The following is a 14,479-nucleotide window of genomic DNA, read 5'->3' on the forward strand; positions in this document are numbered from 1 at the left end:
TACCTTGCAACGGTCGGGCTTGAAGGCGCGGGATTATGCATCAACTTGGCCTTTGACGCCGATCATGCTGCGGATTTTTGTGGCCAACTGGTCGATAGAAAATGGCTTGGCCACCATGTCCATGCCGTCTTCCAGGAAACCCTGGCGTTCGGCGGCGGTTTCGGCGTAGCCGGTCATGAACAGTACCTTGAGCTCGGGGCGTTGCTGGCGGGCGATTTCCGCCAGTTGCCGACCGTTCATGCCGGGCAGGCCGACATCGGTCACCAGCAAATCCACCCGCAGATCGGATTCGAGCAACGGCAGCGCCGCTCGCGCATCTGCGGCCTGGTGGGCGGTGTAGCCCAGCTCATCGAGCAGGTTGATCACCAGCATGCGCACCGCCGCATCGTCCTCGACCACCACCACGGCTTCGCCATCGCGCGCCACTGGAGCTTCCATCGGGCTCTGGGGCTGGGGTTTTTCCAGTGCGGTGCCGTGCAGGCGCGGCAGGTACAAGCGCACACAGGTGCCTCGGCCCGGCTCGCTATGGATCGTGACGTGGCCGCCGGATTGCTGGGCAAAGCCATAAATCATCGACAACCCCAGCCCGGTGCCCTGGCCGATGGGCTTGGTGGTGAAGAACGGGTCGAAGGCCTTGGCCAGGATTTTCGGGGTCATGCCGGCGCCGTTGTCGCATACGCCGAGCATCACGTAGTCGCCGGCCTTGACCGGTTCCAGGGTGGTGATATCGGTGCCGTCGAGGTAGCTGTTGGCTGTCTCGATGCTCAGTTGCCCGCCATCGGGCATGGCGTCGCGGGCGTTGATCACCAGGTTGAGCAGGGCATTTTCCAGTTGGCTGGCGTCGGTGTTGACCGGCCAGATGTCGTTGCCCAGTTTTACCTTGAGGTCGATATGGGCGCCTTTGGTACGCCGGAACAGTTCTTCCAGGGACGCCACCAACTGATTGGGGTCCAGTGGCCGTCGATCCAGCGACTGGCGCCGGGAGAAGGCTAGCAGGCGGTGGGTCAGGGCGGCCGCACGATGGGCCGAGGACACGGCGGCATCGGTGAAACGACCGATCTCATCGCTGCGCCCGGCAGCGATGTAGCGTTGCATCAGGTCCAGGCTGCCAATGATCCCGGTGAGCATATTGTTGAAGTCGTGGGCGATACCGCCGGTAAGCTGGCCGACCGCTTCCATTTTTTGCGCATGGCGCAACGCGTCTTCGGCGCGCTCACGCTCGAACATCTCGTTTTGCAGGCGCTGGTTGGCCTCGGCCAGGGCCTGGGTGCGCTGGGCCACGCGCTCTTCGAGGTTATCGTTGAGATGGCGCAGGGCCTCTTCGGTGAGTTTGCGCTCGGTCTCGTCGATCACAAAGATGTAGAAGCCATTGACCGAGCCATCGGCGCTGAAGCGCGGCAGGTACTTCATCAGTGCGTGCCGGGGCCGGCCATCGCGATGGGGGGAGATGGTGATGAAGCTGCAGGCCTTGCCCTTGAGCGCGGCGGCGATTTTATCGGCGCGCCCGGCATACACTTCGGCGCCGATCACTTCGCGAATGCTCTTGCCATACAGTTCTTGCGGGGTCAGGCCGTACCAGTCGAGGTAGGCGCTGTTGTTCAGGCGAAAGCGTTCTTCGTGGTCGACATAGCCGATCAGCACGGGCATGGCGTTGATGATCAGTTGCAGCTCGGTCTGGCTCTGGCGCAGGGCCTGTTCGGTGTGCTTGCGTTCGGTCAGGTCCAGCGCTGCGCCGAGAAAGCGCACCGGCCGGCCATGATGATCCTTGTAGCAGCGGCCACGGGCAAACACCCAGCGTACCTGGCCGTCGGCCTGAAGCAGGCGATATTCCTCGGCGTATTCGGTGCCATGGGTAATGCAATGCTTGATGCTGCGCGCCACCATGCCACGGTCTTCCGGGTGCACGCCTTGCAGGTAGTCGCTGATGGGCAATTGGTGGGCGTTGAGCGGATCGACCCCATGCAGCTGGGCAAAATGGCTGTCGGCGATAAAGTTGTCTTCGCTGATATCCCAGTCCCAGGTGCCCACCGCGTCGGTGGCGGCCAGGGCCAGTTGCAAGCGTTGCTCGGTGTTGTGCTGGGCCTTGAGACTGGCTTCGGAACGTTGCTGCAGCTCCTCGGCCAGTTGCCGGCGTTCGTTGGTTTCAATGGCGGTCACCAGGATCCCGGCAACCCGGCCACGTTCGTCGCGGATCGGGCTGTAGGTCAGGTCCAGCCAGATTTCCGTATCGCGGTGGTTGCGCTGCAGGACAAAACGCTGCTCGCTGAAGGTGCGCACCTGGCCGGTCAATACGGCGCTGTAGATCGGCGCGGTGAAGTGTTGCAGCTCCGGCCAGACCGCGTGTGTCGGCTGGCCGAAAGCCTGGGGGTGTTTGTTGCCGGCCAGCAGGGCAAACCCGTCGTTGTAGATTTGCGTGAGTTCGTCGCCCCACAGCAACAACATTGGCATCGGCGAGTGGATGACAATATCGATTGCCGTGCGCAGGCTTTGCGGCCAGTGGCTGGCATCACCGAGGGGGCTTGTGGCCCAGTCCAGCCGTGCGATCAGGGCCGCGGCCTGGCTGCCGGTGGGTGATCCGTTCATGTAAGTGTCCCGCGCGTAACGCTTGAAGAATGACAGAAGCCGATTATCCCGTGCTGCGGAAACGGCTGACTACCCCTCGAAAAATAGCATGCTTGAGGGGTTTATCTTCAAATGAGTGCATGGACGCTGAAACCTTTCATCTTTTTATCCCAGCTCCGGCCGGTTGCGAAACTGCTCCAGGGCTTCGGGGTTGGCCAGGGCATCGGTGTTTTTCACCGGTTCCCCGTGCACGACGTTTCTTACCGCAAGCTCGACGACCTTGCCGCTGATGGTGCGCGGAATATCACTGACGCCGAGGATTTTTGCCGGCACGTGGCGCGGCGTGGTGTTGGCACGGATCACCTCGCGGATCTGCTGTTCCAGGGCGGCGTCCAGGTGCTCGCCGTCATTGAGGCGCACAAACAGCACCACGCGCACATCGTCCTGCCAGCGTTGACCGATGGCCAGGCTTTCCAGGACCTGCGGGACTTTTTCTACCTGGCGGTAAATCTCCGCCGTGCCGATGCGTACGCCCCCCGGGTTGAGCACCGCATCCGAACGGCCATGGATCAGCAGGCTGCCATTGGGCCGTTGTTCGGCATAGTCGCCCTGGGCCCACACGCCGGGGAACTGGTTGAAATACGAGGCGCGCAGCTTGTCCCCGTGAGGGTCATTCCATAGCCCGATGGGCATGGCGGGGAAGTGCCGGGTACACACCAGTTCGCCTTTGTCGCCAATCAGTGGGCGGCCCTGGTCGTCCCACACTTCGATTGCCATCGCCAGGCTCTTGCATTGCATCTCGCCGCGCCTTACCGGCAACACGGGGTTGCCGATCACGAAGCAGGAGACGATATCGGTGCCCCCCGACATCGACGACAGACACAGCTCCTGCTTGATCTCGCGGTACACATAGTCGTAGCTCTGGGGCGAGAGCGGCGAGCCGGTCGAGATCAGGCCCTTGAGGCTGCCCAGGTCGTGACTGAGGCGTGGTTGCAGGCCGGCCTTTTCCAGGGTGGCGAGGAATTTCGGGCTGGTGCCGAACACGCTGATGCGCTCCTGGTCGATCAGGTCAATCAGACGCTCTGGCCCGGGGTGAAACGGCGAGCCGTCATACAGCACCGCCGTGGCGCCAATGGCCAATACCGAGACCAGCCAGTTCCACATCATCCAGCCGCAGGTGGTGTAGTAGAACAGGCAGTCGTCGCGCGACAGGTCGGCGTGCAGGCCGTGCTCCTTGAGGTGGGTCAGCAGCACGCCGCCGGTGCCGTGGATGATGCACTTGGGCACGCCGGTGGTGCCGCTGGAGTAGAGGATGTACAGCGGATGGTCGAAGGGTACGGCGGCAAACTGCGGTTCGCCGCCTGGGCGGTAGAAGTCACCCCACAGGGTTACTTCGGCCTGGGTCTGGTAGTCGTCGACACGCGCTTCGGGCCGGGCGTAGGGCACGATGATCAGTTGTTGCAGGGACGGCAGGCGGTCGAGGATTTCATTGAGCTTGGCGCTCTGGTCGATCAGCTTGCCCGCGTAGCGATAACCGGCGCAGGTGATCAGCACCTTGGGTTCGATCTGGCCGAAGCGATCGATCACCCCTTGGGTGCCAAAGTCCGGCGAGGAGCAAGACCAGATCGCCCCCAGGCTGGTGGTAGCGAGCATGCCTACCAGGGTTTGCCAGGTATTGGGCATGCACGCCGCCACCCGGTCGCCCACGCCCACGCCGGCCGCTTGCAGGCTGCGCTGCAGGCCGGCGACGTGGCGAGCCAGTTCGGCATAGGTCAATTGTTCGCGCTGGCCGTCTTCGCCGATGGCGACTACGGCGGGATGGTCGTCGCGGCGACGTAGCAGGTGCTCGGCAAAGTTCAGGGTAGCGCCGGGGAACCACTGGGCACTGGGCATCTGTGCGCCTTCCACCAGCACGGTGCTGGGCGGCGTACGGAACTGCACCTCGAAGAACTCGACAATCGCCGCCCAGAAGGCCGGGCGCTGATCGATGCTCCATTGGTGCAGGGTGGGGTAATCGTTGATCTGCAACGCGTGGCGATCATTGATAAAGCGCCGGAACTGGTCCATCCGGGTGTTGTGGATGCGTTCCGGGCTGGGTTGCCAGAGGATGTCGGACATGGCGCACTCTCTTGTTCTTGTATGAAATCTGCCAGGCACCACACATCCAAACTGTGGGAGCTGGCTTGCCTGCGATAGCGGCGGTGGCTGGCCCACCGCTATCGCAGGCAAGCCAGCTCCCACAGGGGATTTGCGGTGTTTGGGTTATTGGGCCAGCCAACCGCCATCGATATTCCACGCCGCGCCACGCACCTGGCTGCCGGCCTCGCTGCACAGGAACAGGACCAGTTCGCCCAGTTGCGATGGGGTCACGAATTCCAATGACGGCTGCTTCTCGGCCAGCAGGTCATGCTGGGCCTGCTGCGGGTCAACGCCTGCGGCGATGCGATCATCGATCTGTTTTTGCACCAGCGGCGTCAGCACCCAGCCGGGGCAGATGGCGTTGCAGGTCACATTGCTGGTGGCGGTTTCCAGGCCCACGACCTTGGTCAGGCCGATCACGCCGTGTTTGGCTGCGACATACGCCGCCTTGCCCACCGAGCCGACCTGGCCGTGTACCGAGGCGATATTGATGATCCGCCCCCAGCCCTTGGCCTTCATGCCCGGCAGGCTCAGGCGCGTGCTGTGGAACACCGATGAAAGGTTGATGGCGATGATCGAATCCCAGCGCTCCACTGGAAAGTCCTCTACCGCCGCCACATGCTGGATGCCCGCGTTGTTGACCAGGATGTCGATACCGCCGAACTCGCGCTCGGCGTAGGCGACCATCTCGGCGATCTGCGCCGGGTCGCTGACATCGGCCGGGTGGTGGCCGACCTTGCCGCCAAAGGCTTGCACCTGGGCGATCACCGCGCTGGCATCGCCGAAACCGTTGAGGATCAGGTTGGCGCCGGCCTTGGCCAGGCTCAGGGCAATGCCCAGGCCGATGCCGCTGGTGGAGCCGGTGACCAGGGCGGTCTTGCCGTTCAATGTCGTCATGAAAACCTCACACAATGCCGGTGGCGTAGAAAGTACCGATCACCACGAACACCGCGAGGGTCTTGATGATCGTGATGCCGAAAATATCCTTGTAGGCTTCGCGGTGGGTCAGCCCGGTGACCGCCAGCAGGGTGATCACCGCGCCATTGTGCGGCAGGGTGTCCATGCCGCCGCTGGCCATGGCTGCGACGCGGTGCAGCACTTCCAGGGGGATATTGGCTGCATGGGCTGCCGAAATAAAGCTCTCGGACATCGCCGCCAGGGCGATGCTCATGCCGCCGGAGGCAGAGCCGGTGATACCGGCCAGCAGGGTCACGGTAATCGCTTCGTTGACCAGCGGGTTGGGGATGCCCTTGAGCCAGTCGGCCAATACCAGGAACCCCGGCAGCGAGGCGATGACGGCTCCGAAGCCGTATTCCGAGGCGGTGTTCATCGCCGCCAACAGGGCGCCGCTGACGGCGCTCTTACTGCCTTCGGCCAGCTTGCTCTTGATCGCCGAAAAGCCGAACACCAGGACCATGATGATCCCCACCAGCAACGCGGCCTGCACCGCCCAGATGGCGGTGAGCTTGGCGATTTCCGTGGTGACCGGCGCACTCATGCCCGGCAGCGCGAGGCTGTGGGTCTTGCCATACCACTGTGGGATCCAGTGGGTGAACAGCAGGTTCATCACCCCCACCAGAATCAACGGTGACAGGGCGATCCACGGGTTGGGCAGGCTCAGGTCTTCGGCGGTTTCCGGCTCGTTGCGCAAGTCGGTGCCATAGCCTTCACCGGCACGCTGGGCCTTGTTGCGCTGGCGTGCCAGGTACAGCATGCCGGCGCAGAACACAAAGATCGTGCCGATCAAGCCCAGCCAGGGCGCGGCCCAGGCGGTGGTGTTGAAGAACGTGCTGGGGATGATGTTCTGGATCTGCGGCGTGCCGGGCAGGGCGTCCATGGTGAACGAGAACGCGCCCAGGGCGATGGTCGCCGGGATCAGGCGCTTGGGGATATTGCTCTGGCGGAACATCTCGGCGGCAAACGGGTACACCGCAAACACCACCACGAACAGCGACACGCCGCCGTAAGTCAGCAGGGCGCAGACCAGCACGATCACCAGCATCGCTTGGCGGGTGCCGAGCAAGCGGATGGCCGCTGCCACGATCGAGCGCGAAAAGCCCGACAGCTCGATCAACTTGCCGAACACCGCGCCGAGCAGGAACACCGGGAAATACAGTTTGATAAAACCGACCATTTTTTCCATGAACACCCCGGTAAACGCAGGGGCTACGGCGGAAGGGTCGGTGAGCAGGACGGCGCCGAGGGCGGCGATGGGGGCAAACAGGATGACGCTGTAGCCACGGTAGGCAGCCAGCATCAGCAGCGCGAGCGCCGCCAGGGCAATGATCACACTCATGGTGTGTCTCCATCGGATTGTTATTGTTGTGGGGTAAAGCTGTAGGAAGGGGCTATAGCGGGAATTGTGCCAGGTTTGTAACTCATTGATATATAAGGATAATTAAAGATTTTTGTGATTGGTTTTCGAGTCTTGTCTCTATATCAAGACAAACGAAGTTCCAATGTGGGAGCGGGCTTGCTCGCGAAAGCGGTGTGTCAGCCAATGATTTTGTTGCTGATAGGCCGCTTTCGCGAGCAAGCCCGCTCCCACAATGGGATTGTCTTTTGTTTGAGATGTGTGTCTCTTTATTGAGATTTGGCGATGCCCAACGCCACCATTTTCTTGTACAGCGTCGAGCGCCCCAGCCCCAGCCGCTTGGCCGCCTCCACCACATTACCCTCGCACTGGCGCAATGCTGCAGCGATCAACTGCCGGTCAAAGCGCTCCCGCGCCATGCTGAAGGTTTCGACTTCAACGGGTGCCACGGCATCGCGTTCCACCGGGCTGAACGTACCGATTGCTGCGCGAATCTCCCGCGCATCCAGCACCAGATCATCACTGAGCAAGGCGGCCCGCTCCAGCACGTTGCGCAATTCGCGGATGTTCCCCGGCCAGGCATGCTGGGCCAGCAACGCCAGGGCTTCGCGGTCCAGTTCATGCTGGCTGCGCAGTTCTTCAAGGATCGCTTCACTCAACGCCGGGATGTCATCCAGGCGTTCGCGCAGGGGCGGGACCTGGATCGGCAACACGTTGAGGCGGTAGTACAAGTCGGCGCGAAATTCGCCGCGCTTGATCGCGGCTTCCAGGTCGGTGGAGGTCGCGGCGATCACGCGCACGTCGCTGTGGATCATCTCGTTGGAGCCCACCGGCTCAAACTCTTTTTCCTGCAACACCCGCAGCAGTTTGCTTTGCAGGGGCAAGGGCATGTCGCCGATTTCATCGAGAAACAACGTCCCGCCCTGGGCGATTTGCAGTTTGCCGGGGCGGCCCTTGCGGTCGGCACCGGTAAATGCGCCGGGTGCGGTGCCGAAGAACTCGGCTTCCAATAGGTCGTGGGGGATGGCGGCGCTGTTGATGCTGACAAAGGCTTTATTGGCGCGTGGCGAGGCACCATGGATGGCCTGGGCCAGCAGCTCCTTGCCGGTGCCGGTCTCGCCCAGCAGCAACACCGGTGACTCGGCGCTCGCACTGCGCCTAGCGCGGCGCTTGACTTCCAGGCTGGCGGCGCTGGTGCCGATAAAGTGCGCAAAGTTGTATTTGCTCTGGCGTGAGCGCAGCAGCGAACGGGTCGAGGCCAGTTCCTGTTGCATGCTCAGGTAGCGCTCGATCATCGGCGAGAGGTTGCGTAACTCATCGAACAGGGCAAAGCCGATGGCGCCGATCACCTTGCCGGCATCATCGTGGATCGGCAGGCGCATCACCACCAGCGGGCCTTTGGGCGTGTCCTGGATATCCAGGAGGATCGGTTGGTCACTGCGTACCACCTGGCGCAGCAGGCTGTTGGAAATGACCTGTTCGCAGGGTTGGCCGATGGCCTGGTCAGCGCTTTTCAGGCCAAAGCGCTTGGCGTAGCGCTCGTTCATCCACACGATATTGGCGTCGCGGTCGACAATCACAGTGCCTTCGCTGGACTGCTCGATGATTTCGAACAGGGACTGGATCGCCAGGCCGCGAACGTGCTGGTAGTCCTTGAGGCTTTCGCTGGTGTTCATGCTGGCGCCGCCAATAAAAAGGTGAATAGGATCACGCCGCCCCTTGTAGGCGCGAGCTTGCTCGCGAAAAACCTGAGGACGCCTCGGGGTGGCAGGCTTTTCGCGTTATCGTTAACGATCTTCGCGAGCAAGCTCGCTCCTACAAGGGCAGTTGTGTGGCTGCGAGCAGTTCTTGGGTGTAGGGATGTTGTGGTGAGTCGAACACCTCAGCGCTCGGGCCGCGTTCGACCACCTTGCCGTCCTTGATCACGATCATATCGTGGGCCATGGCCCGTACCACGGCCAGGTCATGGCTGATAAACAGGTAGGTCAGGCCGTACTTTTCCTGCAGTTCACGCAGCAGCGTCACGACTTGTTTTTGCACGGTGCGGTCCAGGGCCGAGGTGGGTTCGTCCAGCAGCATCAAGGCCGGGCGTAGCACCAGCGCGCGGGCAATGGCGATGCGCTGGCGCTGGCCACCGGAAAATTCGTGGGGGTACCGATAGCGGCTGGCCGGGTCGAGGCCCACATCCTGCAGCACCTTGATCACCTGCGCGTCACGCTCCTGCACGCTGCAGGGTGCGTGTACCTCCAAGCCTTCGCTGATGATCTGGTGCACAGACATGCGCGGGCTGAGGCTGCCGTAGGGGTCTTGGAATACCACCTGCATCTGCTTGCGCCAGGGCCGCATCTGCTTCTGGCTCAGGCCATCGAGGGCCTCGCCCTGGAAGCGGATGCTGCCGCTGGAGTCCAGCAGGCGCAGGATCGCCTGGCCCAGGGTGGACTTGCCGGAGCCGGACTCGCCGACGATACCCAAGGTCTTGCCCCGTTGCAGGTCCAGGCTGATGCCGTCCACCGCCTGCAGGTACTGCTTGCGTTGGAACAGCCCGCCACCGATGGGGAAGCGCACACTCAAGCTGTCGACCTGCAGGACATTTTCGCGTTGATCCTGGCCCAGCGCCGTGCCGACCGGTTCGGCATCCAGCAACAGGCGGCTGTAGGGGTGTTGCGGGGCACTGAACAGGGTTTGGCAGTCGGCCTGCTCGACAATTTCCCCGGCCTGCATCACGCACACGCGCTGGGCAATGCTGCGCACCAGGTTGAGGTCATGGCTGATCAACAGCAAGGACATGCCCAGGCGTTGCTGCAAGGATTTGAGCAACTGCAGGATCTTGCGCTGCACCGTCACATCCAGCGCGGTGGTTGGTTCGTCGGCGATCAGCAATTCCGGCTCGCACGCCAGGGCCATGGCAATCATCACCCGCTGGCGCTGCCCGCCCGACAACTGATGGGGGTAGGACTTGAGGCGCTCCTGGGGGTTACGGATGCCCACCAGGTCCAGCAGTTCGAGGATACGAGCCTGGGCCGCTTTGCCGGCGAGGCCCTTGTGCAGCAGCAGGGTTTCGCCGATCTGCTTTTGGATGCTGTGCAGGGGGTTGAGGGAGGTCATCGGCTCCTGGAAGATCATCGCGATGCGGTTGCCGCGCAGTTTTTGCAGGGCGCTGGGCCCGGCGCCGATCAACTCTTGACCGCGGTAACGCACCGAGCCGCTGCTCGCGGTACCGGCCTGGGGCAGCAATTGCAGGATCGAATGGGCGGTCACCGACTTGCCCGAACCGGATTCGCCCACCAGCGCCAGGCACTCGCCGGGGCGGATATCCAGGGACAGATTGCGCACCACGGTCTGGCCGCTGAAGGCGACGCACAGGTTGCGGATCTCGATCAGGTTGTCGCTCATACGGATTCACTCATGAACGTGGGTCGAAGGCATCGCGCAACGCCTCGCCGATAAATACCAGCAGCGACAGAATCAGTGCCAGGGTGAAAAACGCCGTCAATCCCAGCCAAGGCGCCTGCAGGTTCTGCTTGCCCTGGGCGATCAATTCACCGAGGGACGCGCTGCCTGCCGGCATACCGAAGCCGAGGAAATCCAGGGCGCTGAGGGTGGAAATCGCCCCGGTCAGGATAAAGGGCAGGTAGCTCAAGGTGGCCGTCATTGCGTTCGGCAGGATATGCCGGCGGATGATCTTGCCGTCACCCAGGCCCAGGGCGCGTGCGGCTTTGACGTATTCCAGGTTGCGCCCGCGCAGGAACTCGGCGCGGACCACATCCACCAGGGCCAGCCAGGAAAACAGCGCCATGATCCCCAGCAGCCACCAGAAGTTGGGCTCGACAAACCCCGAGAGAATGATCAGCAGGTACAGGACCGGCAGCCCCGACCACACTTCGAGGATGCGCTGGCCGAGCAGGTCGACCCAGCCGCCGTAATAGCCCTGCAAGGCGCCGGCGGCAATGCCGATGGTGGCGCTGATGGCGGTCAGCGCCAGGGCGAACAGGATCGACACCCGCGCACCGAAGATCACCCGCGCCAGCACGTCCCGGGATTGGTCGTCGGTGCCCAGCCAGTTCACCGTGGACGGCGGGCTGGGGGCAGGGCGGGTCAGTTCGTAGTTGGGCGTGTCATCGCTGAAGGGGATTGGCGGGAACAGCATCCAGCCGCCGTCCTTCTTGATCAGTTGCTGCACGTAGTCGCTGCGGTAGTCGGCCTGGAACGGCAGTTGCCCGCCGAACTGCTGCTCGGTGTAGCGCTTGAACACGGGGAAGTACAGTTCGTCCTGGTAGCTGAGCACCAGTGGTTTGTCGTTGGCGATCAGCTCGCCACCCAGGGTCAGGATAAACAGGCCGATAAACAGCCACAGCGACCACCAGCCGCGGCGGTTTTGCTTGAAGCGTTCGAAGCGCCTGCGGGCCACGGGAGACAGATTGAGCATCAGGCGTTCCTCGCGGCGAAGTCGATACGCGGGTCTACCACGGTGTAGCAGAGGTCGCCGATCAGTTTTATCAAGAGGCCGAACAGGGTGAAGATAAACAGCGAGCCGAAGACCACTGGGTAGTCCCGCGACACGGCGGCCTCGTAACTCATGCGGCCGAGGCCGTCGAGGGAGAAAATCACTTCGATCAGCAAGGAACCGGCGAAGAACACACTGATAAACGCCTGGGGGATTCCGGAAATCACCAGCAGCATGGCGTTGCGAAATACATGGCCGTAGAGCACGCGCCGTTCGCTCAGGCCCTTGGCCCGTGCCGTGACCACGTACTGGCGCGTGATTTCATTGAGGAACGAGTTTTTGGTGAGAATGGTCAAGGTGGCGAACCCGCCGATCACCAGTGAAGTGACGGGCAACACCAGGTGCCAGAAGTAATCAGCGATCTTGCCAACGGTGCTCAGTTGCTCGAAGTTCTCCGACACCAGGCCGCGCACCGGGAACCAGTTCAGGGTGGTGCCGCCGGCGAAGACCACGATCAAAAACATCGCAAACAGGAACGCCGGCATCGCGTAGCCGATGACGATGGCGGTACTGCTCCAGACATCAAAACTGCTGCCATGGCGCACCGCCTTGCGGATCCCCAGGGGGATCGACACCAGGTAGGTGATCAGCGTCGCCCAGAGGCCGAGGGACACGGTCACTGGCAGTTTTTCCAGGATCAGGTCGGTCACTGTGGCGCCGCGAAAGAAGCTGTTGCCGAAGTCCAGTTGGGCATAGCTCTTGAGCATCAGCCACAGGCGTTCGTGGGCTGGTTTGTCGAAGCCGTATTGTTTTTCGATGTCCTTGATCAGTTTCGGGTCAAGGCCGCGGCTGGCTCGCGAGCCGCTGCTGACGCCGTCGCCGGACGACCCGCCGACGCTTGCGCCGCCGATGCCTTGCAGATGGGCGATGGCCTGTTCCACCGGCCCGCCGGGCGCGGCCTGGACGATCACAAAGTTCACCAGCAGGATGATCACCAGGGTCGGGATGATCAGCAGCAGGCGCCGCACGATATAGGCAAACATCAGTGGGCACCTCGCGACTTGCTCAGTTGGGCTTTCATCTGCTCATTGGTCAGGGGTGTCGGGCTGACTTCCCACCACGATTCCAGCGCCTCGTCGTTGCTGGCTTCGATGGCCGGGCGGCCGAAGCGGTTCCACCAGGCCGCCGAGGTGCCGGGCGGGTAGTAATTGGGGATCCAGTAGTAATTCCATTGCAGCACCCGATCCAGGGCATGGGCGTAGCTGAGCATCTGCGTCTGGGTGGTGGCGCGCACCAGGCCGGTGATCAGGGTGTCGACCGCCGGGTTTTGCAGGACGAAGTAGTTGTTGGCGCCTCGGTCGAACGCCGCGGCTGAGCCGAAGTAGTTGTACAACTCAAGGCCCGGCGAGGTGGTGACAGGGAAACCGGTGACGATCATGTCGTAGTCGCGGCTCATCAGCCGGTTGACGTACTGCGAGGAGTCGATGCGCCTGATATTCAGCGTGATGCCGATCTGCGCCAGGTTGCGCTTATAGGGCAGCAGCAGGCGTTCGAGGCCGTTTTGCACATTGAGGAAAGTGAACTCCAGCGGCTCGCCGGCGGCATTCACCAGTTTGTCGCCCTTGGGCGTCCAGCCTGCTGCTTCCAGCAGGGCCAGGGCTTGCAACTGCTTGTCGCGAATCATCCCGGTGCCGTCGGTGGTGGGCGCCTTGAACACCTGGGTGAACACTTCGTCGGGGATTTGCCCGCGCAAGGGTTCGAGAATCGCCAGCTCCTGGGCGTCTGGCAGTTGCGTCGCGGCCAGCGGGCTGTTGGAAAAGTAGCTTTGCTGGCGGATGTACAGGTTGCGCATCATCTGCCGGTTGGCCCACTCGAAATCCCAGAGCATGGCCAGGGCCTGGCGCACACGGCGGTCCTGGAACATCGGTTTTTGCAGGTTGAACACGTAGCCCTGGGAGTTTTGCGGCGCATCCTTGGCCAAGTGCGCCCGTTGCAGGCGGCCATCATCCAGGGCCGGGCCGTTGTAGCCGATGGAATAGCCGGTGGCGGAAAACTCACGGTTGAAGTCGTAGGCGCCGCCACGCAGGACCTGGCGGGCGACTTCGGTATCGCCGAAGTATTCCAGGCTCAGGCGATCGAAGTTGTACAGGCCGCGGTTGACGGGCAGGTCCTTGCCCCACCAATCGGGGTCGCGCTGGAAGGTGATGGTGCTGCCGGAATTGATCTTGCTGACCTTGTACGGGCCGCTGCCCAGCGGTGCTTCATAACCGCCGCCATTGGCGAAGTCGCGGCTCTTCCACCAATGTTCGGGGAGTACCGGCAGGGTCGCGACATCCAGGGGCAGGGTACGGTTTTGATTGCTGGAGAAGTCAAAGCGCACTTGCAAGGGGCCTTCGACCTCGACGCGCTTGACGTCGGCAAACAGCGTGCGAAAGCGCAGGCTGCCCTGGGTCATCAGCAGGTTGAAGCTGTAGCTTACATCTTGGGCGGTGATCGGCTTGCCGTCGGCAAACCGCGCCTTGGGGTTGAGGAAAAATCGCAGGTAAAGGCCATCCTCGGCGCGCTCCATCTTTTCAGCCACCAGGCCGTAGACGGTATAGGGCTCATCCAGCGAGCGGTAGGCCAGGGGCGAATACACCCAGCCGTCCAGTTGGCTGACGCCGATGCCTTTGTCGATATACGGCAGCACATGGTCGAAGCGGCCGACTTCGAGGGCCGAGCGCTTGAGGCTGCCGCCCTTGGGGGCATTGGGGTTTACATAGTCGAAATGACTGAACCCGGCAGGGTACTTGGCGGGCTCGCCGTAGACAGTCAGTGCGTGTTGAGGGGCCGCGAACGAGACAGTGCTCGCCAGCAGCAGGGCCAGGGTAGAACCAACCAACGTGAGGAAGTCCAGTCGCATTATCAGCCTTGGGCGCCGGGTGAAGAAGGAAGGGGACTTGTACCCTAACCGCGTGCGGGTCGCCAGTCACCCTGCTGCCACACAAACACAACGGCCCACCAAAAGGCGGGCCGTTGTG

The 14,479-nt window shown here is 62.5% G+C and carries 9 protein-coding genes; all 9 read right to left on the minus strand.

Annotated features, from left to right (window positions below):
• Positions 1-33: 33 nt before the first annotated feature.
• The 9 genes from HKK57_RS21430 to HKK57_RS21470 all read right to left on the minus strand — a co-directional run bounded on the left by HKK57_RS21430 (position 34) and on the right by HKK57_RS21470 (position 14,361).
• Positions 34-2,583, minus strand: a complete 2,550-nt coding sequence (locus tag HKK57_RS21430) for a PAS domain-containing hybrid sensor histidine kinase/response regulator (RefSeq protein ID WP_169390718.1) — start codon at positions 2,581-2,583, stop codon at positions 34-36.
• A gap of 144 nt (positions 2,584-2,727) precedes the next feature.
• Complete coding sequence (locus HKK57_RS21435; protein WP_169390719.1) at positions 2,728-4,680, minus strand: acetoacetate--CoA ligase; 1,953 nt, start codon at positions 4,678-4,680, stop codon at positions 2,728-2,730.
• Between the two features lie 144 nt (positions 4,681-4,824).
• Positions 4,825-5,598, minus strand: coding sequence for a 3-hydroxybutyrate dehydrogenase (locus HKK57_RS21440; RefSeq protein WP_070996113.1), 774 nt, complete (start codon positions 5,596-5,598; stop codon positions 4,825-4,827).
• A 7-nt stretch (positions 5,599-5,605) separates the two neighbouring features.
• Positions 5,606-6,997, minus strand: coding sequence for a GntP family permease (locus HKK57_RS21445; protein WP_029293751.1), 1,392 nt, complete (start codon positions 6,995-6,997; stop codon positions 5,606-5,608).
• A 287-nt stretch (positions 6,998-7,284) separates the two neighbouring features.
• A complete protein-coding gene (locus HKK57_RS21450) occupies positions 7,285-8,691 on the minus strand; it encodes a sigma-54 interaction domain-containing protein (RefSeq protein WP_169390720.1) in 1,407 nt (468 codons plus the stop codon).
• Positions 8,692-8,830: 139 nt separating this feature from the next.
• Complete coding sequence (locus HKK57_RS21455; protein ID WP_169390721.1) at positions 8,831-10,408, minus strand: ABC transporter ATP-binding protein; 1,578 nt, start codon at positions 10,406-10,408, stop codon at positions 8,831-8,833.
• 10 nt (positions 10,409-10,418) lie between these two features.
• Entirely contained in the window at positions 10,419-11,441 is a 1,023-nt protein-coding gene (locus HKK57_RS21460) for an ABC transporter permease (protein WP_029293756.1), read from the minus strand.
• Entirely contained in the window at positions 11,441-12,502 is a 1,062-nt protein-coding gene (locus HKK57_RS21465) for a microcin C ABC transporter permease YejB (RefSeq protein WP_169390722.1), read from the minus strand. Before HKK57_RS21465 ends, HKK57_RS21460 begins: the two co-directional genes overlap by 1 nt.
• Positions 12,502-14,361: an extracellular solute-binding protein gene (locus HKK57_RS21470; RefSeq protein WP_169390723.1), complete on the minus strand. Its 1,860-nt coding sequence runs from the start codon at positions 14,359-14,361 to the stop codon at positions 12,502-12,504. The genes HKK57_RS21465 and HKK57_RS21470 overlap by 1 nt, the downstream gene beginning before the upstream one ends.
• Positions 14,362-14,479 lie beyond the last annotated feature (118 nt).

This window comes from Pseudomonas sp. ADAK21, assembly GCF_012935735.1.
Lineage (GTDB): Bacteria > Pseudomonadota > Gammaproteobacteria > Pseudomonadales > Pseudomonadaceae > Aquipseudomonas > Aquipseudomonas proteolytica.

Excerpts from the sequence above, each read along its gene's own strand:
- HKK57_RS21430 (WP_169390718.1), bottom strand. The coding sequence starts at position 2,583 with ATGAACGGATCACCCACCGGCAGCCAGGCCGCGGCCCTGATCGCACGG.
- HKK57_RS21435 (WP_169390719.1), bottom strand. The coding sequence starts at position 4,680 with ATGTCCGACATCCTCTGGCAACCCAGCCCGGAACGCATCCACAACACC.
- HKK57_RS21440 (WP_070996113.1), bottom strand. The coding sequence starts at position 5,598 with ATGACGACATTGAACGGCAAGACCGCCCTGGTCACCGGCTCCACCAGC.
- HKK57_RS21445 (WP_029293751.1), bottom strand. The coding sequence starts at position 6,997 with ATGAGTGTGATCATTGCCCTGGCGGCGCTCGCGCTGCTGATGCTGGCT.
- HKK57_RS21450 (WP_169390720.1), bottom strand. The coding sequence starts at position 8,691 with ATGAACACCAGCGAAAGCCTCAAGGACTACCAGCACGTTCGCGGCCTG.
- HKK57_RS21455 (WP_169390721.1), bottom strand. The coding sequence starts at position 10,408 with ATGAGCGACAACCTGATCGAGATCCGCAACCTGTGCGTCGCCTTCAGC.
- HKK57_RS21460 (WP_029293756.1), bottom strand. The coding sequence starts at position 11,441 with ATGCTCAATCTGTCTCCCGTGGCCCGCAGGCGCTTCGAACGCTTCAAG.
- HKK57_RS21465 (WP_169390722.1), bottom strand. The coding sequence starts at position 12,502 with ATGTTTGCCTATATCGTGCGGCGCCTGCTGCTGATCATCCCGACCCTG.
- HKK57_RS21470 (WP_169390723.1), bottom strand. The coding sequence starts at position 14,361 with ATGCGACTGGACTTCCTCACGTTGGTTGGTTCTACCCTGGCCCTGCTG.